Here is a 25,966-nt window from a genome sequence, read left to right as displayed (position 1 = left end):
ACACGGAAAAAGGACAATAATAATGGCATATAAAGTGATTATACTCTATCGACTTTATATGCCATCTTACTTTGTAGGGACATTTACTGAATATCCCTGATTTAGTTTCTGACAAAGCTAGGCAGAATATCTCATCTGTCTAGCTATGTAGCTATGCTTACTCCGGTCTTTCCATGTCCGGTACCAACGGTGGCCGATAGCGGGATACCTAAATGCGGGTTACTTCAAGAAGAGTTTCTTGAAATCGGGCGGGTAGGGAGTCTCGAATCTCATCTCTTCGCCGGTGACCGGATGGTCGAAGCAGAGCTTGAAGGCGTGGAGGGCCAGACGGCCCAGAGGGTTGAGGTCTTCCAGGCCGTAGCGCCCGTCGCCTACGACGGGATGTCCCAAATCCTGCATGTGTACGCGTATTTGGTTCTTGCGTCCCGTCTCCAAGTGTAGCTCCACCAGCGAGTAGCCGTTGGCACGTTTGATAGTACGGTAGTGGGTGATGGCTTCCTTGCCCCCGTCGTCAGTAGGGCTGGAGTAGACATAGAAAGTGCGGTCAGTGAGCCACGAGCGGACAATGCCCTCGTTCTTCTCCATCTCGCCGGCCACCACGGCCACGTAGCGGCGGTCGAAGACGAGCTGGTGCCAGTTGTCGCGCAGGGTGTGCTGGGTTTTTTCGTCCTTGGCAAACATCATCAGGCCCGAAGTGTCTCGATCCAGACGGTGTACTACGTAAACGCGGTTGTGACGGCCCGTATGTTTCAGGTATTCGTTGAGAATGGTGCAGGCCGTGCGTTCCTTCTGTCGCTCGGTGCTGACGGAGAGCAGGCCCTGCATCTTCTCCACGACGATGAGGTAGGCATCTTCATAGACAATCTTGAGCAGTTTGTTGTGGAACTCCCGGTTGCCCTTGTCTCGGCTGACCTGTACCTTCATGCCGGGCTTCAGAGGGAAATTGTACTGGGTGGTGATGACGTTGTCCACATAGACGATGCGTTTGCTCAGGAGTGATTTCAGCTTGGTGCGGCTTGCCTGGGGCATCATGGCTGCCAGAAACTCCATCAGTTCCATGGGTTCTCTGACGGTATAGTCCGTATATTGGGCGCGGGCTTTTGCGCTGTATCTTTCTTTTGCCACGAGGGTAGGGTATTTTAAAGGTTGGATGAGTCGGTTTCTTCTCTCAGTTCAAGCAGTACTACGTTTTCCACATGGTGTGTGTGGGGGAACATGTCTACAGGCTGTACGGCCTTAACCCGATATTTGATGTCAAGCAACTGGAGGTCGCGTGCTTGGGTGGCGGGGTTGCAGCTGACATAGACGATGCGGCGAGGATGTGCAAAAAGGATGACGTTTACCACGTCTGGGTGCATACCAGCACGGGGCGGGTCGGTGATGATGACATCGGGACGTCCGTATTGGACAATAAAATCCTGCGTCAGCATATCCTTCATATCTCCAGCAAAAAACAGGGTGTTTTTTATGCCATTTATTTCGGAATTGACTTTGGCGTCTTCGATAGCTTCGGGCACGTACTCAATGCCGATGACCCGCTTGGCCTGACGCGAGACGAAGTTGGCGATGGTGCCCGTGCCGGTGTAGAGGTCGTAGACGAGTTCGTTGCTGGTAAGACCCGCGAAGTCGCGTGCCACCTTATATAAATGGTAAGCCTGCTCGGAATTGGTCTGATAAAAGGATTTGGGACCTACTTTGAAACGAAGGCCTTCCATCTCTTCAAAGATGTGGTCCTTTCCCTTGAATACCTGTACGTCCAAGTCGGTGATGGTGTCGTTGCACTTGTTGTTGACGATGTAGAGTAGGGAGGTGATTTCAGGGAATGAGTCTGCAACAAACTGGAGCAGTCGCTTGAACAGCTCCATTTCTTCGTCGCGCTCTATCTTGCTCACCAGGATAACCATCAGTTCACCCGTGTTCGATGTGCGTACAATCAGGTTGCGCAGCATTCCCTCATGGGTACGCAGGTTGATGAAGGGGTAGTTGTGCTCGTAGGCATAGTCGCGCACGGCGTTTCGGATGCGGTTGGAAACGTCGTCCTGTAACCAGCACTTCTCGATGGCCAGTACTTTGTCAAACGCATTGGGGATGTGGAAGCCTACGGCGTTCATCTGTTCGTAGACTACGTTTTCCTTCACCTCCTCGGCTGTCAGCCACCGTTTGTTGGAGAATGTGTATTCCAGCTTGTTGCGATAAAACTGAGTCTTCTCCGAACCAAGTATGGGCGATATTTCGGGCAGTTCAATTTTTCCGATACGGGTCAGGTTGTCCACTACTTGCTTCTGTTTGAACCTGAGTTGTTCGGTGTAGGGCAGTATTTGCCATTTGCATCCGCCGCACACGCCGTAATGCTGACAGAAGGGTACGGCCCTGTTTTTAGCGTATTCGTGAAACTTCACCGCTTCGGCCTCGGCATAGTGGTGCTTTTTCCGTTTGATTTGAAGGTCTACTATGTCGCCGGGCACTACATAAGGCACAAAGACTACCAGGTCGTTTACTTTCGCAATGGCTTTTCCTTCGGCAGCCACATCTGTTATTTCCACCTTTTCCAGCAGGGGAAGTTCTTTTCTCTTTCTTGCCACTTTTATACCATTCTAATAAATTTCCGGCAAAAGTAGCTATTTTTTTGATATTTTCCTCGATGGGGATAGGATATTCAATATTGCAATGTGGAAATTGCATTTCGGCAGATTTTTTCTCTTAAAAAGTTTTTATAGTCTACGAAATATCGTTAGATTTGCGAACAGAAAAATGAAAGAATCACAAATTCATAAACTTTAAATTTTTATTATGGACAAAAAAAGAGTTTATACCTTTGGTAACGGTCAGGCAGAAGGAAAGGCCGACATGAGAAACCTTTTGGGTGGTAAAGGTGCGAACCTTGCAGAAATGAATCTAATCGGAGTTCCTGTTCCTCCCGGATTTACCATCACGACAGAAGTTTGTACAGAATACTATGAAATGGGGCAGGAGAAGGTGGTTGCCCTCCTGAAGGACGAAGTGGAAAAAGCCATTACACACGTAGAAACGTTGATGCGCTCCAAGTTTGGTGACGTGGAGAATCCGTTGTTGGTTTCCGTACGTTCGGGAGCACGCGCTTCCATGCCTGGTATGATGGATACTATTTTGAACCTGGGTTTGAACGACGAAGTTGTGGAGGGATTGACCCGCAAAACTGGCAATGCACGTTTTGCATGGGATTCTTACCGCCGTTTTGTCCAGATGTATGGCGACGTAGTACTGGGCATGAAACCGGCCAACAAGGAAGATGTGGATCCCTTTGAAGCTATTATAGAAGAAGTGAAGCATGCCAAAGGCGTGAAACTGGACAACGAACTGGAAGTGGAAGACCTGAAGGAACTGGTTAAGAAATTCAAGGCTGCCGTGAAGGAACGTACCGGCAAAGACTTCCCGACCTCTGCTTACGAGCAGCTGTGGGGTGCCATCTGTGCTGTATTCAACTCTTGGATGAACGAGCGTGCCATTCTCTATCGTAAGATGGAAGGTATACCTGATGAATGGGGTACAGCCGTCAGCGTACAGGCGATGGTATTCGGTAACATGGGCGACACTTCCGCTACAGGTGTATGCTTCAGCCGTGATGCCGCTACGGGCGAAGATTTGTTCAACGGTGAATACTTGATTAATGCTCAAGGTGAAGACGTGGTAGCCGGTATCCGTACTCCGCAGCAGATTACCAAGATCGGTTCTCAGCGTTGGGCAGAACTGGCTGGTATCAGCGAAGAAGAGCGTGCCAGCAAATATCCTTCCATGGAAGAGGCTATGCCTGAAATCTATAAGGAATTGGATGCCTTGCAGACGAAGTTGGAGAACCATTACCGCGACATGCAGGATATGGAGTTCACTGTACAGGAAGGCAAACTTTGGTTCCTCCAAACACGTAACGGTAAGCGTACAGGTGCCGCAATGGTGAAGATTGCCATGGATTTGTTGCGTCAGGGTATGATTGACGAAAAAACAGCCTTGCTGCGTTGCGAGCCCAACAAACTCGATGAACTTCTTCATCCCGTATTCGACAAGGCTGCCCTGAAGCAAGCCAAGGTGCTCACTCGTGGTCTTCCGGCTTCTCCGGGTGCCGCTTGCGGACAAATTGTATTCTTTGCCGATGATGCTGCTGAATGGCGTGCTGCCGGTAAGCGTGTCGTAATGGTACGTATCGAGACTTCTCCCGAAGATTTGGCCGGTATGGCTGTGGCCGAAGGTATCTTGACAGCTCGTGGCGGTATGACTTCACATGCTGCTGTGGTTGCCCGTGGTATGGGTAAGTGCTGTGTATCGGGTGCGGGCGCATTGAATATCGACTACAAGGCACGTACCGTAGAAGTAGACGGTGTTGTACTGAAGGAAGGTGATTTTATCTCATTGAACGGTAGCACCGGTGAAATTTATAATGGTAAGGTAGAAACGAAGGCTGCCGAACTCTCCGGCGACTTTGCCGAACTGATGAAGCTGGCCGATAAGTACACTCGTCTGCAAGTACGTACGAACGCTGACACGCCGCACGATGCACAGGTTGCACGTAACTTTGGTGCCGTAGGTATCGGTCTTTGCCGTACGGAGCACATGTTCTTTGAAGGTGAGAAGATTAAGGCTATGCGTGAAATGATTCTGGCAGAAGATGCTGAAGGCCGTCGCAAAGCTTTACACAAGATTCTTCCGTATCAGCAAGCAGACTTCAAGGGCATCTTCAAAGCCATGGAAGGATGTCCGGTGACTGTACGTCTGCTCGATCCTCCTTTGCATGAGTTCGTTCCTCACGATTTGAAAGGTCAGCAGGAAATGGCCGAAGCTATGGGCGTAAGCTTGCAGTACATCCAGCAGCGTGTAGAGGCTCTCTGCGAGCACAACCCCATGTTGGGTCACCGTGGCTGCCGCTTGGGTAACACTTATCCTGAAATCACGCAGATGCAGACACGTGCCATTCTGGGTGCAGCCCTTGAACTGAAGAAGGAGGGCGTAGAAACTCATCCCGAAATCATGGTACCCCTTACCGGTATTCTTTATGAGTTCAAGCAGCAGGAAGACGTTATCCGTGGTGAAGCTGCCAAGCTGTTTGAGGAAGTGGGCGACAGCATCGACTTCAAGGTAGGTACGATGATTGAGATTCCGCGTGCAGCCCTGACGGCAGACCGCATCGCTTCTTCAGCAGAGTTCTTCTCATTCGGTACGAACGACTTGACTCAGATGACCTTCGGTTATTCTCGCGACGATATTGCTTCTTTCTTGCCTATCTATTTGGAGAAGAAGATTCTGAAGGTAGACCCGTTCCAGGTTCTCGACCAGAATGGTGTAGGCCAGCTCATCCGTATGGCTACCGAAAAAGGGCGTGCCGTACGTCCCGACCTGAAGTGTGGTATCTGCGGCGAACACGGCGGTGAACCTTCTTCCGTGAAGTTCTGTCACAAAGTTGGTTTGAACTATGTCAGCTGCTCACCCTTCCGTGTACCTATCGCACGTTTGGCTGCGGCGCAGGCTGCCATTGAAGAATAAGTTACTTTTTAAAGTTAGATAGTTTTTACAATTGAAAGGCCAGGACTCCTAATGTGGCGTCCCGGCCTTTTCTGTTTCTTTGTATATGGGTGGCTTTCTTCAATGGAGACCTCTTCTTATGTGAGAAAACACAGAATGACAATAATAATGGTATATGTAGTGATTTTGCTTTATCATCTCCATAGTGACATTCAGTAAATAGTATAAAAATAGCCAACTGATTCATACACAAATTGTTGCGAATCGGTTGGCTTTTTTGTATCTTTAGGTATTCCCCGAAAATAAGGGTTGACGGCCAAAACGGGGGAAATCCCCCAAGAAAGATATGGCTAAAATACAAAATGTTTCTGAAATTCACCCAACTTTGGGCTTTACAGAATTTGATATTCTGGAAAAATGTCGCAAGAGTTTTAATGAGAGTGAGCTTGGCAGGCTTCATTCAGTGTTCCCTTTTGAAGTTATGGCAAAAGCCATGGGGCTGTCGGAAAACCGTCTTTGACGCTGGAACATATTCAGTCCTTCCGCAAAGATTGCCATTATGGTCCTGAAATCCTACACCGGACTCTCCGACAGACATCTGGTGGAACACCTTAATGCATACATTACCAGTTGTTCTGCAGAATCATGATAGACCCATCTTTCCCCATAACCGACTACAAGATAGTCAGCGCCATCCGTAATGAGATTGCATCCCTTCAGGAGATATTGGCCATACACTGGAAACCATATCTTGAGAACCTTCACGTGTGTATGACAGATGACACTTGCTATGAGAGCCATATGCGTTTCCCTACAGACATGAAGTCTCTTTGGGAATGTCTCGAATGGCTTTCAGACATATCTGCCGGCATTGCAAGGAGCTTGGCATAAGACGCCCACGCAACAAATATGCTGATGTGGCGGAATCCTATCTGTCCTACTGTAAGAAAAGAAAAAGAAAGGCATCAAGGACAAGGATGCTCAAGCGTCGTATGCTCAGGTTTCTTGAAAAACTTCTCATACAGATGGATAAGATTCATAGAGATTACGGAGCCGTACTACGATATACACAGGTCTACCAGAAGCGTCTTCCCATCATCAGAAAAGTTCTTGTATAGGAAAAGGAAATGTTTGAAGGCCGTAAGGTCAGTGACCGTATTGTCAGCATTGACCGTCATTATATACGTCCCATCGTAAGAGGCAAGGAAGCCAAATCCGTCGAGTTTGGTGCAAAGGTTAACAACATACAGATAGACGGCATATCGTTCATCGAACACATCTCGTTCAAGGCTTTCAATGAAGGTATACGTCTGAAGGACTGTATCCGTATGCAGCAAAAGCTCATGAATGTGAAAGTGAGATGTGCGGCAGGTGAATGACATGATTTTATTCACAAGGGCAGAAGAGGTTATCAGACTTCTTCAGGAGTGTCATGACCTGCTGGATAAAATTATGTGAGAGAGCACGAGAAAATGACAATGATAATGGCATATGAAGATGATAGACCATAATCACTTCACATGCCATCTTTATTTTAGAGACATTTACTGGATATCCCTGTGTCGCTGCTTATGTTCGTTCGGTTCAATACACACAGGATGAGCATTCTTTATTGTCTGAGTACCCACGCTCCTTCGAAACTTTTATTCTTACGTACCTGTTGCAAGGCTTCGTATGCCTCTTTTTGAGTGGGAAAGGATTGAATGCTAACACGCATTCGGCCATTTCCTATCAATGCTTGGGCATCTTTATATCCTTGTCCCATTAATTGGCGGGCCATTTCCTGTGCGTCTTTCTCTGTGCCCATACTGGCAACGATAATGTGGAAATGTGTAGCCTTATTTGCGTTGTTTTGCCTTGTTTCTATCTGGGGTGCAGGAGCGGGTGCTATGGGCTTGGCTGAGATAGCAACTTTATCATTCTTCTTAGTGGAAAGAACAGCGGGGAAAATTTGCTCTTGCTTAACCTTGACTTCTTTTACCGCAACCGGTACGACATTCTTTTTGTCTTGTATAGTTTGCTTTGGGGCTGTCTGTACATGACTTTTACTTTCATGTACATGTGTGAATACAGGAGTGATAGCCAATGATTGCTTTTCTATCTTTTCAAAAAGTTCTTCAGGAAGTAACTGTGCATAATTTTCGTTCATAACTTCTGTATTTTTGACAGGAGTGGATAATAGGAAAAAAAGCACAAATATGGCAACTATTGCGGCCGCATTGGGTATATAGGAACGGTTAAGCCTGATTGCAATTCTTCTTCTTTGGCTCCTCCCTTTGGAAGTTGTGGGGAAGGTCGTGGGTGACTTAATTGTATATGGCTTCTTCAGAGTTGGCAATTCCTGCATTTCAAAGCTTTCCAGTCCGTATAGATATGGAGTAGTTATTCTATTGTCATAAGGTATGAAGTCGTATGTTTCGTGAATGGTATATCGCAATTCACCAATGTTGGCCAAGTTTACTTTGCCATTTTCGTGGAGCTTTTCCTGCAATTGTTTTACTTCCCGTTCAACTAATTTTGTAGCATCCGGAAAACTGGTGTTGTATACAGACATATAAGACTGAACCAACATGCCGTCATTCATTTTTAATTGTGGATTGAATCCGATGATTCGGGTCGGAGGGAGAAATTTATTCTCGTCTGTTATCTTTGTTGCAGATGTATGGTGAGCGATAAAGCCTCCCAGGTCAGGAACAATGACACAGTCATTTTCCAATAATAAGTTCTCTATGTGTTGCGATAGTTCATTCATGCTACAAAAATAGCGTAATTCTTGATTAAAACCCACTTTTAGGCACTAATAAATTATAAACCTCAGCTATTTTGAATAGAGCTTGAAAAAAAATCCTATTTTTGTAACTGTTTTACATAACATTCAGTAGAATATGAATTATATACAGACAGAGATAGATGGCGTTTGGGTCATTGAACCGAAGGTGTTCTTTGATGCCCGAGGATATTTCATGGAAGCTTTTAAAGAGGAGGAATTTAGAAACCAAGTCGGTGAAGTGCATTTCATCCAGGATAATGAATCCCAATCTAGTTTTGGCGTATTACGGGGGTTGCATTATCAAAGGGGGGAATACAGCCAAGCTAAATTGGTGCGTGTCATTAAGGGGCGTGTACTGGATGTAGCTGTTGACTTGCGCTTTTCTTCTCCCACATTTGGAAAATATGTCAGTGTGGAATTAAGTGAGGAAAACAAACGTCAGTTTTTTATTCCACGAGGGTTTGCACATGGCTTTTTGGTGTTGAGTGAATATGCTATATTTACGTATAAAGTCGATAATGTTTACGCTCCTCTTCATGAGGCTTCCATTCGTTATGATGATGAAACAATTGGAATTGACTGGCCCATCGCTCCTGATTCGCTTGTATTGTCTGTAAAAGATGAACAAGCCGTTTCGTTTAAAGATGCTGAATATTTTAAATAACTCAAATCCGGCAAATGTAAAACCTGCAGGAGTTATTGGTCTTAAAGAAGTTACCGCTCGCCAGGATTAGTTGAGTATTTAAAGCCGGTAAGTTTGAGTGTATGGCAGATGTCTTATTAACAAGGTTGCTGGCTTGACTACGTTTTATATCAATTTGCAAAACTAAAATTATATAAGCTTATATGAAGATTGCCATTGTAGGTACCGGATATGTCGGTTTGGTTACAGGTACTTGTTTCGCGGAAATAGGCGTCAATGTTGTATGCGTAGATACCAACAGTGATAAAATTGAGTCCCTGAAGAAAGGAATTATTCCTATTTATGAGAATGGACTTGAAGAGATGGTGAATCGGAATGTAAAGGCGGGCCGTTTGCATTTTACTACTTCCTTACAGGCTTGCTTGAACGACGTTGAGGTGGTTTTCAGTGCGGTTGGTACTCCTCCGGATGAAGACGGTAGTGCAGATTTGACTCATGTACTTGAAGTGGCCCATTCCATTGGACGGAATATGAATAAGTATGTCTTGGTTGTTACAAAGAGTACAGTACCGGTAGGTACTGCTGAAAAGATTCGTAAGGCCATCTGTGAGGAATTGGACAAACGTGGCGTCAATATAGAATTTGATGTAGCTTCCAATCCTGAGTTCTTGAAAGAAGGAAATGCTGTCAATGATTTTATGAGTCCGGACCGTGTGGTTGTGGGGGTGGAGTCTGAACGCGCTCGCAAGATTATGAGCAAACTATATAAGCCGTTCCTTCTTAATAATTTTCGTGTGATTTTCATGGATATTCCTTCTGCAGAAATGACAAAATATGCTGCCAATTCCATGCTGGCTACTCGTATCAGTTTTATGAACGATATTGCCAATTTGTGCGAATTGGTGGGGGCTGATGTCAATATGGTACGTAGTGGAATCGGTTCAGATACCCGCATAGGCCGTAAGTTCTTATATCCAGGAATAGGTTATGGAGGTTCTTGCTTTCCAAAGGACGTTAAGGCTTTAATTAAGACTGCCGAACAGAATGGTTACACAATGAGGGTACTGTCAGCGGTTGAAGAGGTAAACGAGCGTCAGAAAAGTGTATTATTTAACAAACTGGATTCTTATTTTGAACAAAAATTGCCGGGTAAAACCGTTGCATTATGGGGACTGGCATTTAAACCCGAAACAGATGATATGCGTGAAGCGCCGGCTTTGGTGTTGATAGATAAGTTGCTGAAGGCAAATTGCAAGGTCAGGGTTTATGATCCGGTTGCTATGGATGAGTGCAGACATCGGCTTGGAGAACATGTATATTATGCCAGTGATATGTATGATGCGGTGTTGGATGCTGATGCTTTAATGTTAGTGACTGAGTGGAAAGAATTCCGTCTCCCTTCGTGGGGAGTCATTAGAAAAACGATGAATAATCCGGTCGTTTTCGATGGCCGTAACATTTACGAAAAGAAGGAACTTGAGGAACTGGGTTTTGTTTATCATTGTATCGGGAAAAAATAGTTTTAATAAGAAAACAATTCTTGTCCGATGCTCTCAAATCAATCATTTGCAAGGCCTGTTTTGTTGGAAAAGTAAGAAAAAACGCCTCATCCTCTATATTTTATAAAATAAATGTTTACCTTTGCGTATCATTAATACTTGTGAAAATGAAAAAACGGGTAGCTCTATTGTTGGCCAATCTCTTTGTTTGGGTCTCCTTGGCGTTTGCCCAGGATGTTCCGGTTGGGGTAATTGTTGCCTTCAAGAAAGGAAACTCTCAGGAACTGAACAGGTATCTGGGTGATAAAGTGGATTTGATAATTCAAAACCGTTCTACTAACATGGACAAGCAGTTGGCAGAAAATGAGATGGCTAGTTTCTTTTCCAGCAATAAAGTGAAAGGGTTTGATGTAAATCATCAAGGCAAACGTGACGAATCAAGTTTTGTGATCGGTACGTTGGCTACAGTAAATGGAAACTTCCGAGTGAATTGTTTTTTCAGGAGAGTTCAAAACAAATATGTCATACATCAAATAAGAATTGATAAGACCAATGAATAAGGAAGAAGAGTTGATAGACAGACTGATAGATTTGTCTTTTGCCGAAGATATAGGTGACGGCGACCACACGACATTGTCATGTATCCCTGCTACTGCAATGGGGAAGTCCAAACTGTTGATTAAGGAAGCCGGAATTTTGGCTGGCATAGAAATCGCCAAAGAGGTGTTCCGCCGTTTTGACCCCACCATGAAAGTGGAAGTGTTCATTAACGACGGAGCGGAAGTGAAGCCGGGTGATGTGGCGATGGTGGTGGAAGGCAAGGTGCAGTCGTTGTTGCAGACAGAACGCCTGATGCTGAACATCATGCAACGGATGAGCGGCATTGCCACGATGACGCACAAGTATGCCGAAAGATTGAAGGGCACAAAGACCCGGGTTTTGGATACCCGCAAGACGACTCCGGGTATGCGTATTCTCGAAAAGATGGCGGTCAAGATAGGCGGTGGTGTCAATCACCGCATCGGCCTCTTCGATATGATTCTATTGAAGGACAATCATGTTGATTTTGCAGGCGGCATCGACAAGGCTATTACGCGGGCCAAAGAGTATTGTAAGGAGAAAGGTAAAGACTTGAAGATAGAAATCGAGGTACGTAACTTAGACGAACTCCAACAGGTGCTCGATTTGGGCGGAGTGGACCGTATCATGTTCGACAACTTCACTCCCGAAATGACGAAAAAGGCTGTGGAAATGGTGGGCGGACGCTACGAGACGGAATCGTCCGGAGGCATCACCTTCGATACATTGCGCGATTATGCCGAGTGTGGAGTCGATTTTATTTCAGTAGGTGCCTTGACTCATTCAGTGAAAGGACTGGATATGAGTTTTAAGGCTTGCTGACAAGCGCTGTAATTTTTGATGATTGAATAGAGAGCCTCTCAGGTAGGCTGCATCATGTTGCAGTCTACGGAGAGGTTTTTTTATGGAATAAGGCAGAGACCGGATTGGTTTTGTACTTTCAGAAACTCAACTTCCGCAAGCTCAAGTTGCAGTTGACGAGTAACAAGTTGACGAGTTGACAAGACGTTTGTAGCGATCCGTTTCATGCGGCACTTTATCAAGCAGGACATTCCGTACCTTGTAGACTTGTTGACTGTAGCCTTGTCAACTAGTAAATTGAGTTCTTGCGAAACTTGAATCAGGAAATATTTTATCCGTTCTTTAACTTCTTTTTAGATTAATAGAAGCAGTGTTTTGCCAGATACTGCGTCTTTATGGTAAATGGCGCGAAAAACGCCCGTAAAAAAAGACACTGACATTGGAAAACGAGATAGAGTTGATAGAGGGCTGTCGGGCAGGAAAGAATTTTGCCCAGAGGGAACTGTATACCCTCTATTCCAGGCAGATGTTGGCATTGTGTTATCGTTATACGGGCGATTTGGATGCGGCTCATGATGTGTTGCACGATGGTTTTGTCAAAATATTCACTCATTTTACGTTTCGTGGAGAATGTTCCTTGGCAACGTGGGTGACAAGAGTGATGGTGACACAGGCCATTGATTATCTGCGGAAGCAGCAGCGTTTCAGCCGTCTGGTGGTCTGCGAAGAGCAATTGCCTGATGTTCTGGACGAAGCAAGCGTGGCTGAGAGCGGCGGGCAAGTGCCCGAGGAAGTGTTGATGAAGTTTGTGGCCGACCTTCCCGATGGATGCCGTACGGTGTTCAACCTGTATGTATTTGAGGAAAAATCGCACAAGGAGATTGCCGAACTTCTTCACATCAAAGAGCATTCGTCTGCTTCACAACTTCATCGCGCCAAATGTATGCTGATGAAAAGAATTAAAGAATATACAGAATATGAAGGAAGATAACAATGGAATAACCGGTCTGTTTCGCAATCGTCTTGGACATGCAGAGATGGAGGTGCGTGAAGGTTTTTGGGAGGAGTTGCAGCAGGAGCTGTCTTCCAAGAGCGGAATGCTTCCTGTCAGCACACACACTTTCTTTACTCCTAAATTCTATCGGGTGGTTGCTGCCGCTTCGGTGGTGCTGGTTTTGGGAATGGCTTCGGCAGCTTTCTGGTATTTTTCTCCTAAAGAAGAAATCAAAGAGGCGTTCACCCAAGTGGAAGCATTGACACATGAGGGCAATCTTCATGCCGACATGTTGCGTGAATCTTTTCCTTCCATTCATCCGACTGCTCCGACGGCACAGGCCGGCAACCATTCTCCTGCTCCTGTGCAACCTGCCGGGTTGGCCGGTCAGACTGTGGAAGAAACGGATGAAACGATGTCTGTTCAGGTTTCTATCACTATCACCCAGCGAGTATATGGAAAGCAGACTCAAGGCAATTCATATTATGGAAACAGGCACGGAAACGATGGTTATCAGCGGGTTTCGGGGTATGCGGAAAACCAAAATGAGCAATCGGTTGTTCCTATGGAAAATGAAGAACAAAAAACCGTCTCTGCCATGAAGAAAACGAATTCCTCGCCTGTCTGGAGTTTTAAGGTGATGGCCGGTACATCGCTTCCCTCAGACAATTTTTTGATGCCGTTGACGGCCGGTGTCTCATTGGAACGTAAGTTCAACAGTCGCCTGAGTCTTGAAGCCGGTCTGCAATACAATTATCTGTCTGCTAAAGAAGGGATGGCGGACCATCTGCATGCGCTGGCTGTTCCGGTAAAGATGAATGTGATGCTGGCTGCAACCTCCAAAACAGATTGGTATGCCACTGTAGGAGGTACTGTTGAAAAGACAATCAACAAAACGACGGCAGAGGATCCGTTTCGGCTTTCTGCCTTTGCAGGACTAGGAGTGGCCTACAAGGTCAATGAACGTTTTTCCGTCTTTGCCGAGCCGACTGTTTCCCATCATTTTGACACTGACTCCAGAGTACGGAGCCTGCGCTCGGAGCGTCCCACGAATTTGAACCTGCTATGCGGAGTACGCATGACTTATTAACCCATAAATAGAATACAACGATGAAGAAGACTTTTACATACAAACTATTGAGATACGGGCAGGTGTTGCTGTTTGTTTTCCTGACACTGACGATTTCCTCTTGCGGCAAAGAAATCTTGGATTTCAACAATCCGGATGTGGACTTGTTTGTCAAACAATTGAAGAGTGGCAAATATGTGTCTCAGGATTCCGAAGGGAAGGATATTTATCCTCAATTTACTAACGACGACATAGGAGACCTGCTGGAGTATGCCGAAGACCTCACCGTGATACCTTCGTTCCCGTTGGCTCCCGTTTCTTATTCGGCCGGCGGCAAGCTTCGTCTTGGAGAGTGCATCTTGTGGTTGGTTGAGACTATCCGTTTGGGACATAATGCCTCAATGGGATGCAAGATGGTACATATTGATGCCGAAAACTACGAAGGCATCTATTTTTTGTCTGACGAGGAGGTGCTGGATGCCGCCGCCCGCTACCGCCGCTGGTGGGAAGGAAAGAAATATCCGAGGACGGTGTGGACCATAGACCCTTGTTACGACGAACCGCTTTGTGGAAGTAATTATATGTGGTGGTAATTTAGCGACAGGATAGTACTCGTGAAACGTTTGTTGTCTCTTTGGGGGCTGTTGATAGCAACAGCCTTCCCTCTTTACGCTCAAAACTGGACGCCCCAAGACTCCATCCGCTTGCAGCAGTTGTTGAATGGGAAGGGAGAACTGGAGTTGAATCAGAAGGCTTTAAAGGAACTTCATCAGGAGGGATTGGTGGGAACCCCCGAAGTATCCTTGGACAAGCCGTGGATGGATTTTGATACCAGCCTGCCCGATATGCCTGAGACGGACAAACGCAAGAATAAGGTACGCCTGACCCTGTACCCCTACAGACCGAACACACCTTACAATTGGGACCCGGTCTACCAACGGAAAATCAAGGTGGATAAAAATACCTGGAGGGGACCTTTCTATGAATTGAGAACCAGAAGCATTCCCTCCAACTGGGCCAAGAGTCCGCTGGATGCCGGCCCACGCGAAAGTGTAGAGCAAATTGAAGCCACCGGACTGCGCTACCGGGTGACCGAGCGTGCCAACGGCATGGCCGTCGGGAGTTGGCAGAGCGTCAATAGCATAGGAGGCGGGCAGGACCTGATGAAGCCCTTCACTCGCGACTTTTGGGACATCAAGGGGCGTAAGCGAAGGGCACGCACTCTGGAGGTCTTGAGAACTTATGGTGACTCCATATCCGTGTGGGAGAAGGATGCCACCCGATTGAATTCCACTTCAATTCACCCGATAAATTCTGGACAAAAGTAATATGTAAAGAAAAAGTTGTATATTTAGGCGATAATTGTTTCAAGTCGCGGTTTTACCGAATTGAAGATCGATGAAGTCAAACTTGCAGGAGTTAAAAGAAATTAGAAGGAGTGATTGCCCGCCTGGGCGGGTTTAGAAGTTAAAGGCCAATAGATGAGATAATGAAAAATGAGGAATGAAGAATGTAAAATTTCTGCGATTCATTAACCATTAACCATTATAAGTCGGCTTTAACTCCTAACGTTGTTCTCCCCCCCCCGATAACGGGGGAGGCAAGAGGGGGTACGCAACGAAGTGATAACTTCTATAACTTATTAACTTTCAGAGAAATATTGAATCCGAATTGTTTTGCATGATTTATAATGTAAGGCTGTATGAATGCGACGAAGATTATTTGCCTGATTGCGATGTGCCTTGTCTGGAAAGCCTGTGCTTTCCGGCAGGTGCCGGGAGGTGAAGACAACGAGTCTTATGCAGGGTGGGTGAATCCGTTTATCGGGACAGACTATACGGGCAACACCTATCCCGGTGCCCAAATTCCTTTTGGCATGGTGCAGCTCAGCCCCGACAACGGACTACCGGGCTGGGACAGGATTGCAGGCTATTTCTACCCGGACAGCACCATTGTCGGATTCAGCCATACCCATCTGTCAGGTACCGGAGCTGGAGACCTGTATGACATCTCTTTCATGCCGGTCACTCTACCGTATAAGGAGGCAGTTTCCCCTTTGGGCATCCATTCTCTCTTTTCGCACGCCGACGAATTGGCCAGTGCCGGCTATTACCGGGTGCGCCTGGCCGATTACGGCATTGACGTGGAATTGACAGCCACAGAGCGTTGCGGCATTCAGCGATATACTTTCCCCGAAGCCGAGGCGGTTGTCTTCCTTAATTTGCGGAAGGCCATGAACTGGGACTCCACGAACGACTCCCATATCGAGGTGGTCGATTCGGTCACTATTCAGGGCTACCGTTTTTCCGACGGATGGGCACGCGGCCAGCGCGTTTATTTCCGCACCCGTTTCTCCCGTCCGTTCACTTCCGTACAGATAGACAGTCTTCCGGTGCTGAAGGATGGCAGGCGTGTCGGCACATCGGTCATAGGCCGCTTCGGCTTTTTTACCCGCATGGGAGAACAGATTACGCTCAGCACCGCCCTTTCCGCTGTGAGCATGGAGGGGGCTGCCCGTAACCTGGCGGCCGAGGTACCCGACGATGACTTCGACAAATACCGTTCGGCCGCACGGAAACGGTGGAGCGACATACTTTCCGTCATACAGATAGAGTGCGGCGACCGCGACGAAAAAGTAAAGTTCTACACGGCGCTCTATCACTCCATGCTGGCCCCTACCATCTATTGCGACGTGGACGGTGCCTATTACGGCCCCGACAGGCAGACGCACCGTGCCAATGGATGGACTCATTACGGCACCTTCTCGTTGTGGGATACCTACCGGGCAGCGCATCCGCTTTACACCCTTGTCCAGCCGGAGCGGGTGAACGACATGGTGAAATCCCTCCTGGCCTTTTACGAGCAGAACGGGCGCCTTCCCGTCTGGAATCTTCATGGCAGCGAGACAGACATGATGATTGGTTACCATGCGGTGGCGGTCATTGCAGATGCCTACCTGAAAGGGATAGGGGACTTCGACCCCGAAAAGGCACTGGAGGCCTGCGTAACCACCGCCTGTCTTGATGCCTATCGTGGAATAGGACTCTACAGACGCTACGGATATGTTCCCTACAACGTGGCAGACCCTTACAATGCAGACAACTGGTCGCTCTCCAAAACGCTGGAGTACGCCTTCGACGACTACTGCATTGCCCGCATGGCGGAAAAGATGGGGAAAACGCAGATCGCTGCCGAGTTCTACAGACGCTCCCTAAACTACCGCAACGTCTACAATCCGGCCATCTCCTTCATGCAGCCCCGCGACGATAAGGGACAGTTCCTGCCCGGTTTCTCGCCGGACGACTACACCCCGCACATCTGCGAAAGCAACGGTTGGCAGTACCTCTGGTCAGTGCAGCACGATGTTGGCGGGTTGATGAACCTGCTTGGTGGCCGGGAGCGCTTCGCGCAGAAACTGGACAGCATGTTCACTTATACCCCTGCTGAGGAGGACGAGCTGCCTATCTTCAGTACGGGCATGATAGGCCAGTACGTACACGGCAATGAGCCGAGCCATCATGTCATCTACCTGTTCAATGCTGCCGGGCAGCCTTGGAAGACCCAGCACTATGCGGCACGTGTGATGCGCGAACTCTATGCCAACAAACCGGCTGGACTCTGCGGTAACGAAGACTGTGGACAGATGTCTGCCTGGTATGTGTTCAGTGCGATGGGCTTCTATCCGGTGAATCCCGTTGGCGGCGAATACGAGATAGGTACCCCGCTCTATCCCGAGGTCAGGCTGCACATGCCAGGAGGCCGTGAGTTCAGGATATCGGCTCCGGACGTCAGCTCCGAAAACTGTTACATCCGCTCTGTGAAGTGGAACGGTCGGCCTTACGGCAGAAGCTACATTACGCACGAGCAGCTGACGAGTGGAGGCACCCTCGAGTTTGAGATGAGCTCCGAACCTTGTGCCCCCTGGTACGATGTCGATCAGGTAGAGCCGGTATCCCCTGCACAGACCGATTGTAATTAGCATACGAAACTTGCAGGAGTTAGAGGAGTAAAAAGAGTTATCGCTCACCAGGGTGGCACCCCGTTGCCGAAGAGAAGTGCAAGAACCAAGCATTCCAACTGCATTGACTGTTGCAGTACTACTTTGTATCTTCTTCTGATTTAACTGGATGTTTTTTTCGTTTGATAATCTATAACAGTAGACAGTTCCCGGGAACTGCTCCTACTTGCATGGACACTTTGTCAAATGCCATTCTTATTTGATTATCGGTTTTCGATGTACCGTACATATTAATGCCTTGGTTCTGTTGCCCGGGATGACATCACTTAAGCTGAAAAGTTAACCGCCCTGTCGGCTTGTGCCGGGAGGGCGGTTTATGGAGTCGGAGAGTTTAGAGGTCGGCCGGTTCGTAGGGCAGTCCGAAGACATCGGCCACGGCCTTGTACACCACTTTGCCTTCCGCAATGTTCAGTCCGGCAGCCAGTGCGGGATTATCTTTGCAGGCCTGCTTCCAGCCTTTTCCGGCAAGGGCGATGGTGTAGGGCAGGGTGGCGTTGGTCAGGGCCAGTGTGGAGGTGTTGGGGACGGCCCCGGGTATGTTGGCCACTGCGTAGTGTATGATGCCGTCCACCGTATACGTCGGTTCACTGTGGGTTGTGGGATGTGAGGTCTCGAAACATCCGCCTTGGTCGATGGCCACGTCCACCAGCACGGTGCCTGGCTGCATCATTTTCAGCATTTCGCGGGTGATGAGGTGCGGTGTCTTGTCGCCGGGTATCAGTACGGAGCCGATGACCAGGTCTACATCGGGCAGTTCTTTCTTCAGCCTGACTTCGGACGCGTAGAGGGTCTTCACGTTTTTGGGCAGGGTCTCGCTCAGGTAGCGCAGGCGGGCCAGGTTGATGTCGGCAATGGTCACGTCGGCTCCCATGCCGGCAGCCATCTGTGCGGCGTTGCTTCCCACGACACCTCCTCCCAGTATGAGCACTTTGGCCGGTTTCACTCCGGGTACTCCTCCCAACAGCACGCCCTTGCCACCATTGGGCCTCTCCAGAAAGCGGGCGCCTTCCTGCACGGCCATGCGTCCGGCCACTTCGCTCATGGGGATGAGCAGGGGCAGCGAGCGGTCGGGAAGTTCCACGGTCTCGTAGGCCAGGCATACGCCGCCACTCTCTATCATGGCCATCGTCAGTTCGCGGTCGGCTGCAAAGTGGAAGTAGGTGAACACCACCTGTCCCCTACGTATCAGCCGGTATTCCGGAGCGATGGGTTCCTTCACCTTGACAATCATTTCTGCCGCGGCATAGGTCTCTTCAATGGTGGGCAGTATCTGTGCGCCGGCTTTTTCATAGTCTTCGTCGGCGAAGCCGCTGTTCACTCCGGCCGTGTGTTGTACGTACACCGTATGTCCTCGCTTTACCAGTTCGGCCACTCCCGATGGGGTCATGCCCACCCGGTTTTCGTTGTTTTTGATTTCTTTGGGTACTCCGATAATCATATTGTCAGGTATTAAAAGGTTAAACGTGGCGAAATATAGCGATTTCTTTTCGTAATTCATTCTTTGCACTTGTGTTATATAGCAGAAAGATAATTGTTCGGTAATGCTTCAACTTGTTTATGTGTGCAGGAACGAGTAGAAGGCCTTGCCGGTAGACAGGTTCGCTGGACTGCCTGATAATGTGTAATGGCATAAGCGGTAATAACAAATAAAGTGGTCTGGATGTTTCAAAAATATGAAGATTTATATGCTATTTCCAAAGGAAAGCAGTAACTTTGCCACGATTTTAGAGAAAACAATATGGGAAAAGAAACATCGAATAGAATACAGACATCTATTCTAAATGCTGCTGAAAAGAAGATACTTGTATGGCTTGCGCAAAGGCAACCCCGATGGGTAACTTCTGACTTCTTAACTTATGTGGGTGTGATAGGTGCTGTTATTTGTGCACTGGGTTTTGTGCTTGCTAATCGTGACGTTAGGTTCTTATGGCTTTCATCGTTTGGCTTGGTTGTCAACTGGTATGGTGACAGTTTGGATGGAACACTTGCTCGTGTACGCAATACGCAAAGACCTGTATATGGTTTCTTCATTGACCACAGCCTGGATGCGATAACGATTTGTATCATGTGCATTGGTGCAGGTCTTTCTCCTATGTTTAAACTGAACATTGCGTTGCTGGTATTGGCGGGCTATTTGGTGCTTTCCATTTATACATACGTTTGTACTATCCTTAAAGATGAATTCCGTCTGACTTATGGCTGTTTCGGACCTACCGAATTCCGTCTGGTGATTATCATTATCAACACGTTGTACATTTATACGCCTTGGCGTGAGTGGCATTGTGAGTTTTATGGGCAGCAGTTGGGAGTATACGATTTGGGAGGAGCGTTCATTGCCGTATTCTTGTTTGTGGCATGGCTTTCTCAGTTTGTGAAAGATCGTCGTATCCTGTCCAAACGTGACCCTTTGAAACCCTATAATCCACAAGACAAGCGGAATTAAAGAATAACACGGATAAATCTTTTTAGCTTTGCGTACTTATATAGAATTCGTTGCAAGTCGTTTGTTCGGCACAGGAGTTGATACTCTTGTGCTGTGGCTCTGTTCTACCTTTCTGTTTACCTCTTATTGGGGGGCGTATGTAGTCTCACCGATAATTTCGTTTGAATTTGCCGTAATGAGCAACTTCCTATGGTCGTATTGTTGGATTTGGAGGAAACGAATTCATAATAAGAATTCCGGAGACTTTTGGATTCGTTTCTTGATTTTCAACGCATCTTCGATAGTAGGTTTTCTTATCAAGATGCTTTTTCTGCTGATTTTTGAAAAGATATTCGGGTGGGATGTGGTGTATTGCAATCTAGTGGCTTTGCTTATCTCCGGTCTTTTCAACTATTTCCTTGCAGATTGTTTGGTGTTCCGTAAGCAGTCGGTAATATCACAAAGATAAATTGGGGGGGGTATTCCGTAACGCTACGGTTTCTTTATTTGTCGTGGTCTCATTACAGCCTCCGTTGCATGGGCGGGATTGCTCATCCAGCGGTCGAAGACACGGTAATAGGGACTGACGAAGTGGACGATGGGGCCTACCAGCAAGGCTGCTGCTACCGTACCCTCGCGCACGCCGTGAATCCCTGAGAGGAAGACGAGTGACAGTGTGCAGGCTATGGCAAGCAGGGTCATGTCAAAACCCAGCTTTACATAGCCGAATTCTTTGTGAAACCTGTGGGTGATGACGTTCACCAGGTATTCGCCCGCCATCATGGCGACATTTACCTTGACCTCCAAAGCGATTCCCAATGCCAGAATGACGCAGCCTGCCAACAGGCCGATGATCTGGGTGGCATAAGCCGACGGATGCAGCCAGGCAAGTGTGAACATGGAAAAGTCGATGAAGAGGCCGAAGCAGCAAGCTATGGGAATTTGAAGTGCGTACATGCGCCAGTCGGCCTTCAGTTCCTGGCGGGTCATGAACAGTGGTTCAAGAATCACGAACAACAGGTTCAGCAGGATGGTCCATACACCCATGCTGTAAGGGGTGAACATGCTGAGTACATAGGTAACGCTTGTGATGGGCGATGTTCCCAGCATGGCTTTGGTGATGAAGGCAATGCCGAATGCGTTGACGAACAGAGAGACGACAAACAGCAAGTAACGTCTGGACGTAAATTTACTCATAATCTATTCTTCTCATAAAACTCTGCAAAGTTCATATTATTTTTCATTTTAGGGTTGGAAAAGAACAACCTGTTTGAGTCGAAAACGAAACATTGTTCCTTGTGAGGGGGAATCGGGAAATATGTGTCAATTTGACATTTTGATTTTTCAAATGCTTGAGAACCGCGTATTTCGGACAGAAGGAAAGGCCGGTGCGAAAAATCGAAGCAGGTGAAGCCTTTCCTGTTTATAACCAGAATGATAGCGAAATGTTTACATTTGAAATAGAAGAAAAAACGGCTTGAATAACTGTCCGGATGGGAGAATATGGGTGTTTGCCGGGCTAAAAAGCCACTTTAGAAGCATAAACATGTACTTTTCATCCGCCAAACAAGCTGTTTCGGCCTTCCGGACAAGCATCCGGCAGTGGTTAGCAAGCATTGTGGCGGCTTAATACAAGCATTGTGGCGGCTTAATGCAAGCATTGTAGCCGCGTGAAGCATGATTTTCTTTCGTTTTTTCTCTCTATTTCTTTGTTTTTTGAGAATAGCTATGTTATCTTAAATCTGTTTATTCTTTCTTTTTGCTTGTTTCTGTCTGTTTATTCTTTCTTTTTGCATATTCTCTTTTGTGTGGACCACTGTTGTTGGAGAATAGTACCGGATGCCGGAAGGGCGGTATAAACGTTTTTTTCGGAAGGCTGTTGAACAAAAGCTGGCGGACTGTTGTTTATTGATATAATATACAAGCCAATTTATGAAACTGATTTTAAGCGACAAACGACTGGATATACGTGTCGGCTCTAAAAGTGAAATCTGTTATTTTGACCTGTCTTCCTTGAAAATTGCCGGTTGTATGGGCTGCTTCGGCTGTTGGACCCGAACACCTGGCCGTTGTGTAATTCGTGACGATGCTCCCCGTGTATATTCCTGCATGGCGGCGAGCGACGTCGTGCTTTACGTCAGCCGGTTGAGATACGGTGGTTACGACACCGTGATGAAGACCATGCTTGAGCGTGCCATTCCCGTGCAGCAGGCGTTTATCCGTATTCATTGTGGTGAGACCCACCATGTGCAGCGGTCTGTCGTCCCCAAACGGGCAACCCTCCTTGTCTATGGTGCCGGGGACGAGGAGGAATGCGATATTTTCAGGCAACTTGTTGCGCGTAACGCCCGCAACATGAGTTTTGAGAGTTATGAGATTGTGTTTACAACCGAGTCCCTGGTCGACGATATGGTTAGAAATGTATTGCAGAAATGGGAAAAATTCTGATATTGAACGGCAGCCCCCGGGCTCCGAAGTCCAATTCAAAGCGGTATGCGGAGATTTTTGCACGTCATTGTCCGGCGGAGACGGATTACCGCAACATAACTAAGAATAACCATAAGGATTTGTGTACCATGCTGGGCGAATATACCGATGTGTTGTTTGTTTTCCCGCTTTATGCCGATGCTTTGCCCGCTGTTTTCCTGAACTTTCTGAAGACGTTGGAAGCCTGTCCGCCTGTCTGCAAGCCTGTGGTTTCCATCTTGATAAACTGTGGCTTCCTGGAGCCGGAGCAGAACGAGGTTGCTGTCCGTATGATGAAACTTTTTTGCCGTCGCAATGGCTATGTCGTGGGGTCCGTCCTGATGCTGGGCGGCGGAGAGGCCATTCTTGACACTCCGTTCAAGTATGTGGCAAAGAGAAGCATCCGTAGTCTGGCACGGTCTGTGGCAAGCGGCAGTTACCGCACCTTGCGCGCCACGATGCCACTACCCAAATTCCTGTTCCGTTTGGCTGCTGATGTCTATTGGACGGGGTACGGCAAGCGGTTCGGTGTCACCAAGAAACAGATGCAGACGATGGAAGTGGAGGGTAATCTGAGGGGATAGTAGGGCATGACTTATGTTTTTTTACTCATCTTCTGAGAATTTTTTCCATCGTTTTCCCTTTGGCCAGTTCGTCCACCAGCTTGTCAAGGTAGCGTATTTCCTGCATCAGCGGTTCCTGAATCTCTTCTACACGGATGCCGCAGATGCTTCCTTTTATCAGTTTGCGGGCAGGGTTGGGAGCCGGGGCGTTGCGGAAGAAGTCGCCGTAAGTGGTGGGCTGGTTCAACAGTTCCTCCAACTGTTGGGGGCTGTACCCGGTCAGCCAGCAGATTATCTCGTCTACTTCTTCGCGGGTGCGTCCTTTCCGAGTGGCTTTGTTCACCAGTAGCGGATAGACTTTGCCAAGAGGCATCTGGTATACTTTCTCGAATGTCGATTGTCCGGTCTGTTTCATTGTTTCTTTCGGTTAGGGATTCTTTGTGGGGTGGGGCGTGGTTAGCCTTCCGTTATCATTCCATTCTCCATAAAGCAACCCTTTCCGGGTATTCTCTATGAACTTGTTTAAGCGGCTTTCAAAAAGTTTCGGTTGGCGCCGTTTTATTTGAATGGTATCTATTCTTACGCGTTTATATAAATCCGGAAACAGACAGAAGTTGTACCATACCACTGGGTCGGATTTCAACTTCTGCAAAATATCCTTGTCTATGCTAAAGCCTTGAGGCGACATGTCCGGCAGAACAGCTTTTCCTGCATCGGTCATCAGTCCAAGGCGTTCCATTCTGCGACATCTTTCTTTGTTGAGTTCCGACCAATTGCTTCGGGGAGTTCTGGGACAAAGTCGCTGAGCCGTTATGTCCTCAGATATCTTCTTGGTTGTGCTGTCTATCCAACCGAAGCATAAAGCTTCTTCTACAGCATCAATATACCAGAAGGTTTCATCATCTGTAGGTCTTCCGCGTTTCACTACCACCCAGCATTCTGTTTCCTTGTTGTGGTTTTGCATAAGCCATTCGCGTAGCTCTCTCCTCGATTTTGCTTGTAACAGATTACGTATTTCCATTGTCTTTAGCTTCAATTTGCATGACGCAATGCTGATTTCCTCGTAGAATAGATTCGCAAATTGTTACTCGAAACGTTTTGTTTTTCCATAACGATCGTAAGACGTAGAGGATGCTTTGTTTGGAACACTCGCACAGTAGAGGAGTGGAAACATAGCCTTTCACGCAATTATTGCCACATTCCGAAAAGAAGGCTTCTCTTTGTTCGGATGATAGGCGGGCAATTCCTTTTTCAAATCCTTTGAACCAGTCTGATAGTTCCATAAGATGATATTTACTTAATATGTCGTGGATGAATTACTTCTTCCGCCTGCAAATGTAAAAAATTTCTTGGGGCAGATGTCATTCGGTAGCTATAAAATTGCTGTCGCTTGTTTCGAGTTTCATTTTCAGGATAGGAAACGGATTGCCTTGTTCGTCGGTTTCGGTTCGCTCAAAGGTGTGGAAACCCAGATGTCGGTAGAAACCTTCGGCTTGGGGATTCTGCTCGTTCACGTCTACATAGCGTATGTGATAATGTTCGATAGCTGTGCGGACAAGCTGTTTACCTATTCCTTTCCCGAAACAGTTTGGAGAAACGAATAGCATTTCTATTTTCTCTCCTTCGATGCCCAGAAAAGCAACCGGTAGGCTGCCTTGATACGATACAATTAAGGAAGTAATGCCTCGGATGGCTTCATCTACAAACGGGGTGAGCTGCAGGATGTCTTTCTCGGTCAGGAAATGGTGACTTGCCCGTATCGATGCATCCCATAATCCGGTTAAAGTATGTATAAGGTCGTCGGTGCGTTCAGAAAGGGAAAGGTTGCGAAGTTCAATCAGGCTTTTCCGCAAGTAAATCATATCTTTCAGTACCTTCCCGTCTTCCACAATCGGATGGTCGTAATTGCGGGTGAAGAAGTCGGCGACGGTATGCGAATAAGTAAAGCCACAGCTTTCGTAAAAGCTGAGAGTCTGCCTGCTTTCGCCCGTACCGACGAGTAGTGTGTGGCATACGTCGGCATAGTATCGGCAAAGGTATTCCACCATCTGCCGGCCATACCCTTTGCGCTGGCAGGCAGGTGCAACGGCCAGGTTCTTCAGTTCGCGGACTCCGTTTCCCTCGTCCGTCACAACGGCTACGGAGATGAGGATTGCTTCAGCGTCGGACATGACGAACAAATCTCCCCGCTCCAGGTAGCGGTCGATCATTGACTCCTGCTCGTCGGCAAGCAGCAGGAGGGAGAGGAAGCGTTTCTTGTCGGTGGTGATGAGTTGGATGTTCATAGAAAGTCTTCTTTCAGCAGTTCAAAATAGTGGGCGTCTACAAAGCAACCGTTCTTGAAGCAGGCTTTGTGAAAAATACCTACTTTAAGGAAACCTGACTTTTCGAGTACCCGCATGGAGGCGGTGTTGTTTTCATACACATTGGCAAAGATGCGGACAACGCCTGTCGCAGCACAATAATGGTGCAAGGCTTCGTGCAGAGCTTGGCTGGCAATGCCTTGGTTCCAGAAGGGTTCTGCCAACCAATAACCGACTTCGGCATTGAAGCGCTCCACGTCTGTTCCCCGCATGAAACTGATGTTGCCGACGGCTTCACCGTTTATGTCAATGCAGTATTCGCTGGGCTCCTGTTGGCTTATGGCGTAGT

The 25,966-nt window shown here is 47.5% G+C and carries 24 protein-coding genes and 2 pseudogenes; 15 read left to right on the top strand and 11 right to left on the bottom strand.

Annotation, left to right across the window (positions count from 1 at the left end):
- Window positions 1-219: 219 nt before the first annotated feature.
- Together Q1Y74_RS05605 and rlmD are read right to left on the bottom strand one after the other, a co-directional pair.
- Complete coding sequence (locus tag Q1Y74_RS05605; RefSeq protein WP_300812759.1) at window positions 220-1,125, bottom strand: RluA family pseudouridine synthase; 906 nt, start codon at window positions 1,123-1,125, stop codon at window positions 220-222.
- 14 nt (window positions 1,126-1,139) lie between these two features.
- Complete coding sequence (gene rlmD / locus Q1Y74_RS05600) at window positions 1,140-2,582, bottom strand: 23S rRNA (uracil(1939)-C(5))-methyltransferase RlmD (RefSeq protein WP_300812756.1); 1,443 nt, start codon at window positions 2,580-2,582, stop codon at window positions 1,140-1,142.
- Window positions 2,583-2,790: 208 nt separating this feature from the next.
- On the opposite strand from rlmD, the gene ppdK reads away from it, so the two are divergent.
- Both ppdK and Q1Y74_RS05590 read left to right on the top strand, forming a co-directional pair.
- The gene (ppdK, locus tag Q1Y74_RS05595; protein ID WP_300812755.1) at window positions 2,791-5,511 is read left to right on the top strand and encodes a pyruvate, phosphate dikinase; all 2,721 of its coding nucleotides are present in this window, start codon (window positions 2,791-2,793) and stop codon (window positions 5,509-5,511) included.
- A 325-nt stretch (window positions 5,512-5,836) separates the two neighbouring features.
- Window positions 5,837-6,854, top strand: a pseudogene (locus Q1Y74_RS05590) (DDE transposase); the annotation flags it as partial.
- A gap of 245 nt (window positions 6,855-7,099) precedes the next feature.
- Here the strand turns inward: Q1Y74_RS05590 and Q1Y74_RS05585 are convergent.
- On the bottom strand, window positions 7,100-8,242 hold the full coding sequence (locus Q1Y74_RS05585) for an SPOR domain-containing protein (RefSeq protein ID WP_300812753.1): 1,143 nt from the start codon (window positions 8,240-8,242) through the stop codon (window positions 7,100-7,102).
- A gap of 133 nt (window positions 8,243-8,375) precedes the next feature.
- On the opposite strand from Q1Y74_RS05585, the gene rfbC reads away from it, so the two are divergent.
- The 9 genes from rfbC (at window position 8,376) to Q1Y74_RS05540 (ending at window position 17,824) form a co-directional block, all read left to right on the top strand.
- Complete coding sequence (rfbC, locus tag Q1Y74_RS05580; RefSeq protein WP_300812751.1) at window positions 8,376-8,924, top strand: dTDP-4-dehydrorhamnose 3,5-epimerase; 549 nt, start codon at window positions 8,376-8,378, stop codon at window positions 8,922-8,924.
- A gap of 182 nt (window positions 8,925-9,106) precedes the next feature.
- The gene (locus Q1Y74_RS05575; RefSeq protein ID WP_300812750.1) at window positions 9,107-10,423 is read left to right on the top strand and encodes a UDP-glucose/GDP-mannose dehydrogenase family protein; all 1,317 of its coding nucleotides are present in this window, start codon (window positions 9,107-9,109) and stop codon (window positions 10,421-10,423) included.
- 146 nt (window positions 10,424-10,569) lie between these two features.
- On the top strand, window positions 10,570-10,962 hold the full coding sequence (locus Q1Y74_RS05570; RefSeq protein WP_300812749.1) for a DUF4783 domain-containing protein: 393 nt from the start codon (window positions 10,570-10,572) through the stop codon (window positions 10,960-10,962).
- A complete protein-coding gene (nadC, locus tag Q1Y74_RS05565) occupies window positions 10,955-11,803 on the top strand; it encodes a carboxylating nicotinate-nucleotide diphosphorylase (RefSeq protein WP_300812747.1) in 849 nt (282 codons plus the stop codon). The genes Q1Y74_RS05570 and nadC overlap by 8 nt, the downstream gene beginning before the upstream one ends.
- Window positions 11,804-12,221: 418 nt before the next feature.
- Complete coding sequence (locus Q1Y74_RS05560) at window positions 12,222-12,773, top strand: RNA polymerase sigma factor (protein ID WP_300812746.1); 552 nt, start codon at window positions 12,222-12,224, stop codon at window positions 12,771-12,773.
- On the top strand, window positions 12,760-13,866 hold the full coding sequence (locus tag Q1Y74_RS05555; protein WP_300812744.1) for a porin family protein: 1,107 nt from the start codon (window positions 12,760-12,762) through the stop codon (window positions 13,864-13,866). The genes Q1Y74_RS05560 and Q1Y74_RS05555 overlap by 14 nt, the downstream gene beginning before the upstream one ends.
- Before the next feature lie 20 nt (window positions 13,867-13,886).
- Window positions 13,887-14,438, top strand: coding sequence for a DUF4943 family protein (locus Q1Y74_RS05550; protein ID WP_300812742.1), 552 nt, complete (start codon window positions 13,887-13,889; stop codon window positions 14,436-14,438).
- 21 nt (window positions 14,439-14,459) lie between these two features.
- Window positions 14,460-15,173 carry a DUF4858 domain-containing protein gene (locus Q1Y74_RS05545; RefSeq protein ID WP_300812740.1) on the top strand — a complete coding sequence of 238 codons (714 nt, stop codon included), beginning with the start codon at window positions 14,460-14,462 and terminating at the stop codon, window positions 15,171-15,173.
- A gap of 374 nt (window positions 15,174-15,547) precedes the next feature.
- Window positions 15,548-17,824 carry a GH92 family glycosyl hydrolase gene (locus tag Q1Y74_RS05540; protein ID WP_300812739.1) on the top strand — a complete coding sequence of 759 codons (2,277 nt, stop codon included), beginning with the start codon at window positions 15,548-15,550 and terminating at the stop codon, window positions 17,822-17,824.
- Between the two features lie 370 nt (window positions 17,825-18,194).
- Here the strand turns inward: Q1Y74_RS05540 and ald are convergent, their stop codons facing one another.
- The gene (gene ald / locus Q1Y74_RS05535; protein ID WP_300812738.1) at window positions 18,195-19,301 is read right to left on the bottom strand and encodes an alanine dehydrogenase; all 1,107 of its coding nucleotides are present in this window, start codon (window positions 19,299-19,301) and stop codon (window positions 18,195-18,197) included.
- A gap of 300 nt (window positions 19,302-19,601) precedes the next feature.
- Between ald and Q1Y74_RS05530 the strand changes: the two genes are divergently transcribed.
- Complete coding sequence (locus tag Q1Y74_RS05530; protein ID WP_300812736.1) at window positions 19,602-20,306, top strand: CDP-alcohol phosphatidyltransferase family protein; 705 nt, start codon at window positions 19,602-19,604, stop codon at window positions 20,304-20,306.
- Between the two features lie 28 nt (window positions 20,307-20,334).
- Window positions 20,335-20,754: a GtrA family protein gene (locus Q1Y74_RS05525; RefSeq protein ID WP_300812735.1), complete on the top strand. Its 420-nt coding sequence runs from the start codon at window positions 20,335-20,337 to the stop codon at window positions 20,752-20,754.
- 23 nt (window positions 20,755-20,777) lie between these two features.
- Here the strand turns inward: Q1Y74_RS05525 and Q1Y74_RS05520 are convergent, their stop codons facing one another.
- Window positions 20,778-21,482, bottom strand: coding sequence for a DUF6198 family protein (locus Q1Y74_RS05520; RefSeq protein WP_300812734.1), 705 nt, complete (start codon window positions 21,480-21,482; stop codon window positions 20,778-20,780).
- Between the two features lie 735 nt (window positions 21,483-22,217).
- Between Q1Y74_RS05520 and Q1Y74_RS05515 the strand changes: the two genes are divergently transcribed.
- Window positions 22,218-22,733 (top strand): NAD(P)H-dependent oxidoreductase, encoded by a 516-nt coding sequence (locus tag Q1Y74_RS05515; protein WP_300812732.1) that lies wholly within the window; start codon window positions 22,218-22,220, stop codon window positions 22,731-22,733.
- The gene (locus tag Q1Y74_RS05510) at window positions 22,718-23,335 is read left to right on the top strand and encodes a hypothetical protein (protein ID WP_300812730.1); all 618 of its coding nucleotides are present in this window, start codon (window positions 22,718-22,720) and stop codon (window positions 23,333-23,335) included. The genes Q1Y74_RS05515 and Q1Y74_RS05510 overlap by 16 nt, the downstream gene beginning before the upstream one ends.
- A 25-nt stretch (window positions 23,336-23,360) precedes the next feature.
- Here the strand turns inward: Q1Y74_RS05510 and Q1Y74_RS05505 are convergent, their stop codons facing one another.
- From Q1Y74_RS05505 to Q1Y74_RS05480, 6 genes and pseudogenes are all read right to left on the bottom strand, one after another.
- Window positions 23,361-23,729 carry a DUF2200 domain-containing protein gene (locus Q1Y74_RS05505; protein WP_300812728.1) on the bottom strand — a complete coding sequence of 123 codons (369 nt, stop codon included), beginning with the start codon at window positions 23,727-23,729 and terminating at the stop codon, window positions 23,361-23,363.
- 12 nt (window positions 23,730-23,741) lie between these two features.
- Window positions 23,742-24,335, bottom strand: a complete 594-nt coding sequence (locus tag Q1Y74_RS05500) for a YdeI/OmpD-associated family protein (RefSeq protein WP_300812726.1) — start codon at window positions 24,333-24,335, stop codon at window positions 23,742-23,744.
- On the bottom strand, window positions 24,322-24,597 hold the full coding sequence (locus Q1Y74_RS05495) for a hypothetical protein (protein WP_300812725.1): 276 nt from the start codon (window positions 24,595-24,597) through the stop codon (window positions 24,322-24,324). Before Q1Y74_RS05495 ends, Q1Y74_RS05500 begins: the two co-directional genes overlap by 14 nt.
- A gap of 78 nt (window positions 24,598-24,675) precedes the next feature.
- Window positions 24,676-25,176: a GNAT family N-acetyltransferase gene (locus tag Q1Y74_RS05490; RefSeq protein ID WP_300812761.1), complete on the bottom strand. Its 501-nt coding sequence runs from the start codon at window positions 25,174-25,176 to the stop codon at window positions 24,676-24,678.
- A pseudogene (locus tag Q1Y74_RS05485) lies at window positions 25,153-25,599 on the bottom strand (GNAT family N-acetyltransferase); the annotation flags it as partial. The gene Q1Y74_RS05490 and the pseudogene Q1Y74_RS05485, both read right to left, overlap by 24 nt.
- Window positions 25,596-25,966 (bottom strand): GNAT family protein (locus Q1Y74_RS05480; RefSeq protein WP_300812723.1); only part of this gene is annotated, 371 nt, incomplete at its 5' end. The pseudogene Q1Y74_RS05485 and the gene Q1Y74_RS05480, both read right to left, overlap by 4 nt.

This window comes from uncultured Bacteroides sp., assembly GCF_949298305.1.
Lineage (GTDB): Bacteria > Bacteroidota > Bacteroidia > Bacteroidales > Bacteroidaceae > Bacteroides.
The sequence above is the reverse complement of the archived record's forward strand: the minus strand, read 5'-3'. Positions and strand labels throughout refer to the sequence as shown.

Bases quoted from the DNA above. Each gene is read 5' to 3' on its own strand.
- Q1Y74_RS05515 (WP_300812732.1), top strand. From the start codon at position 22,218: ATGAAACTGATTTTAAGCGACAAACGACTGGATATACGTGTCGGCTCT.
- Q1Y74_RS05555 (WP_300812744.1), top strand. From the start codon at position 12,760: ATGAAGGAAGATAACAATGGAATAACCGGTCTGTTTCGCAATCGTCTT.
- Q1Y74_RS05550 (WP_300812742.1), top strand. From the start codon at position 13,887: ATGAAGAAGACTTTTACATACAAACTATTGAGATACGGGCAGGTGTTG.
- Q1Y74_RS05570 (WP_300812749.1), top strand. From the start codon at position 10,570: ATGAAAAAACGGGTAGCTCTATTGTTGGCCAATCTCTTTGTTTGGGTC.
- Q1Y74_RS05510 (WP_300812730.1), top strand. From the start codon at position 22,718: ATGGGAAAAATTCTGATATTGAACGGCAGCCCCCGGGCTCCGAAGTCC.
- Q1Y74_RS05500 (WP_300812726.1), bottom strand. From the start codon at position 24,335: ATGGAAATACGTAATCTGTTACAAGCAAAATCGAGGAGAGAGCTACGC.
- nadC (WP_300812747.1), top strand. From the start codon at position 10,955: ATGAATAAGGAAGAAGAGTTGATAGACAGACTGATAGATTTGTCTTTT.
- Q1Y74_RS05530 (WP_300812736.1), top strand. From the start codon at position 19,602: ATGGGAAAAGAAACATCGAATAGAATACAGACATCTATTCTAAATGCT.
- ppdK (WP_300812755.1), top strand. From the start codon at position 2,791: ATGGACAAAAAAAGAGTTTATACCTTTGGTAACGGTCAGGCAGAAGGA.
- rfbC (WP_300812751.1), top strand. From the start codon at position 8,376: ATGAATTATATACAGACAGAGATAGATGGCGTTTGGGTCATTGAACCG.
- ald (WP_300812738.1), bottom strand. From the start codon at position 19,301: ATGATTATCGGAGTACCCAAAGAAATCAAAAACAACGAAAACCGGGTG.
- Q1Y74_RS05540 (WP_300812739.1), top strand. From the start codon at position 15,548: ATGAATGCGACGAAGATTATTTGCCTGATTGCGATGTGCCTTGTCTGG.
- Q1Y74_RS05575 (WP_300812750.1), top strand. From the start codon at position 9,107: ATGAAGATTGCCATTGTAGGTACCGGATATGTCGGTTTGGTTACAGGT.
- Q1Y74_RS05490 (WP_300812761.1), bottom strand. From the start codon at position 25,176: ATGATTTACTTGCGGAAAAGCCTGATTGAACTTCGCAACCTTTCCCTT.
- Q1Y74_RS05495 (WP_300812725.1), bottom strand. From the start codon at position 24,597: ATGGAACTATCAGACTGGTTCAAAGGATTTGAAAAAGGAATTGCCCGC.
- Q1Y74_RS05585 (WP_300812753.1), bottom strand. From the start codon at position 8,242: ATGAATGAACTATCGCAACACATAGAGAACTTATTATTGGAAAATGAC.
- Q1Y74_RS05505 (WP_300812728.1), bottom strand. From the start codon at position 23,729: ATGAAACAGACCGGACAATCGACATTCGAGAAAGTATACCAGATGCCT.
- Q1Y74_RS05520 (WP_300812734.1), bottom strand. From the start codon at position 21,482: ATGAGTAAATTTACGTCCAGACGTTACTTGCTGTTTGTCGTCTCTCTG.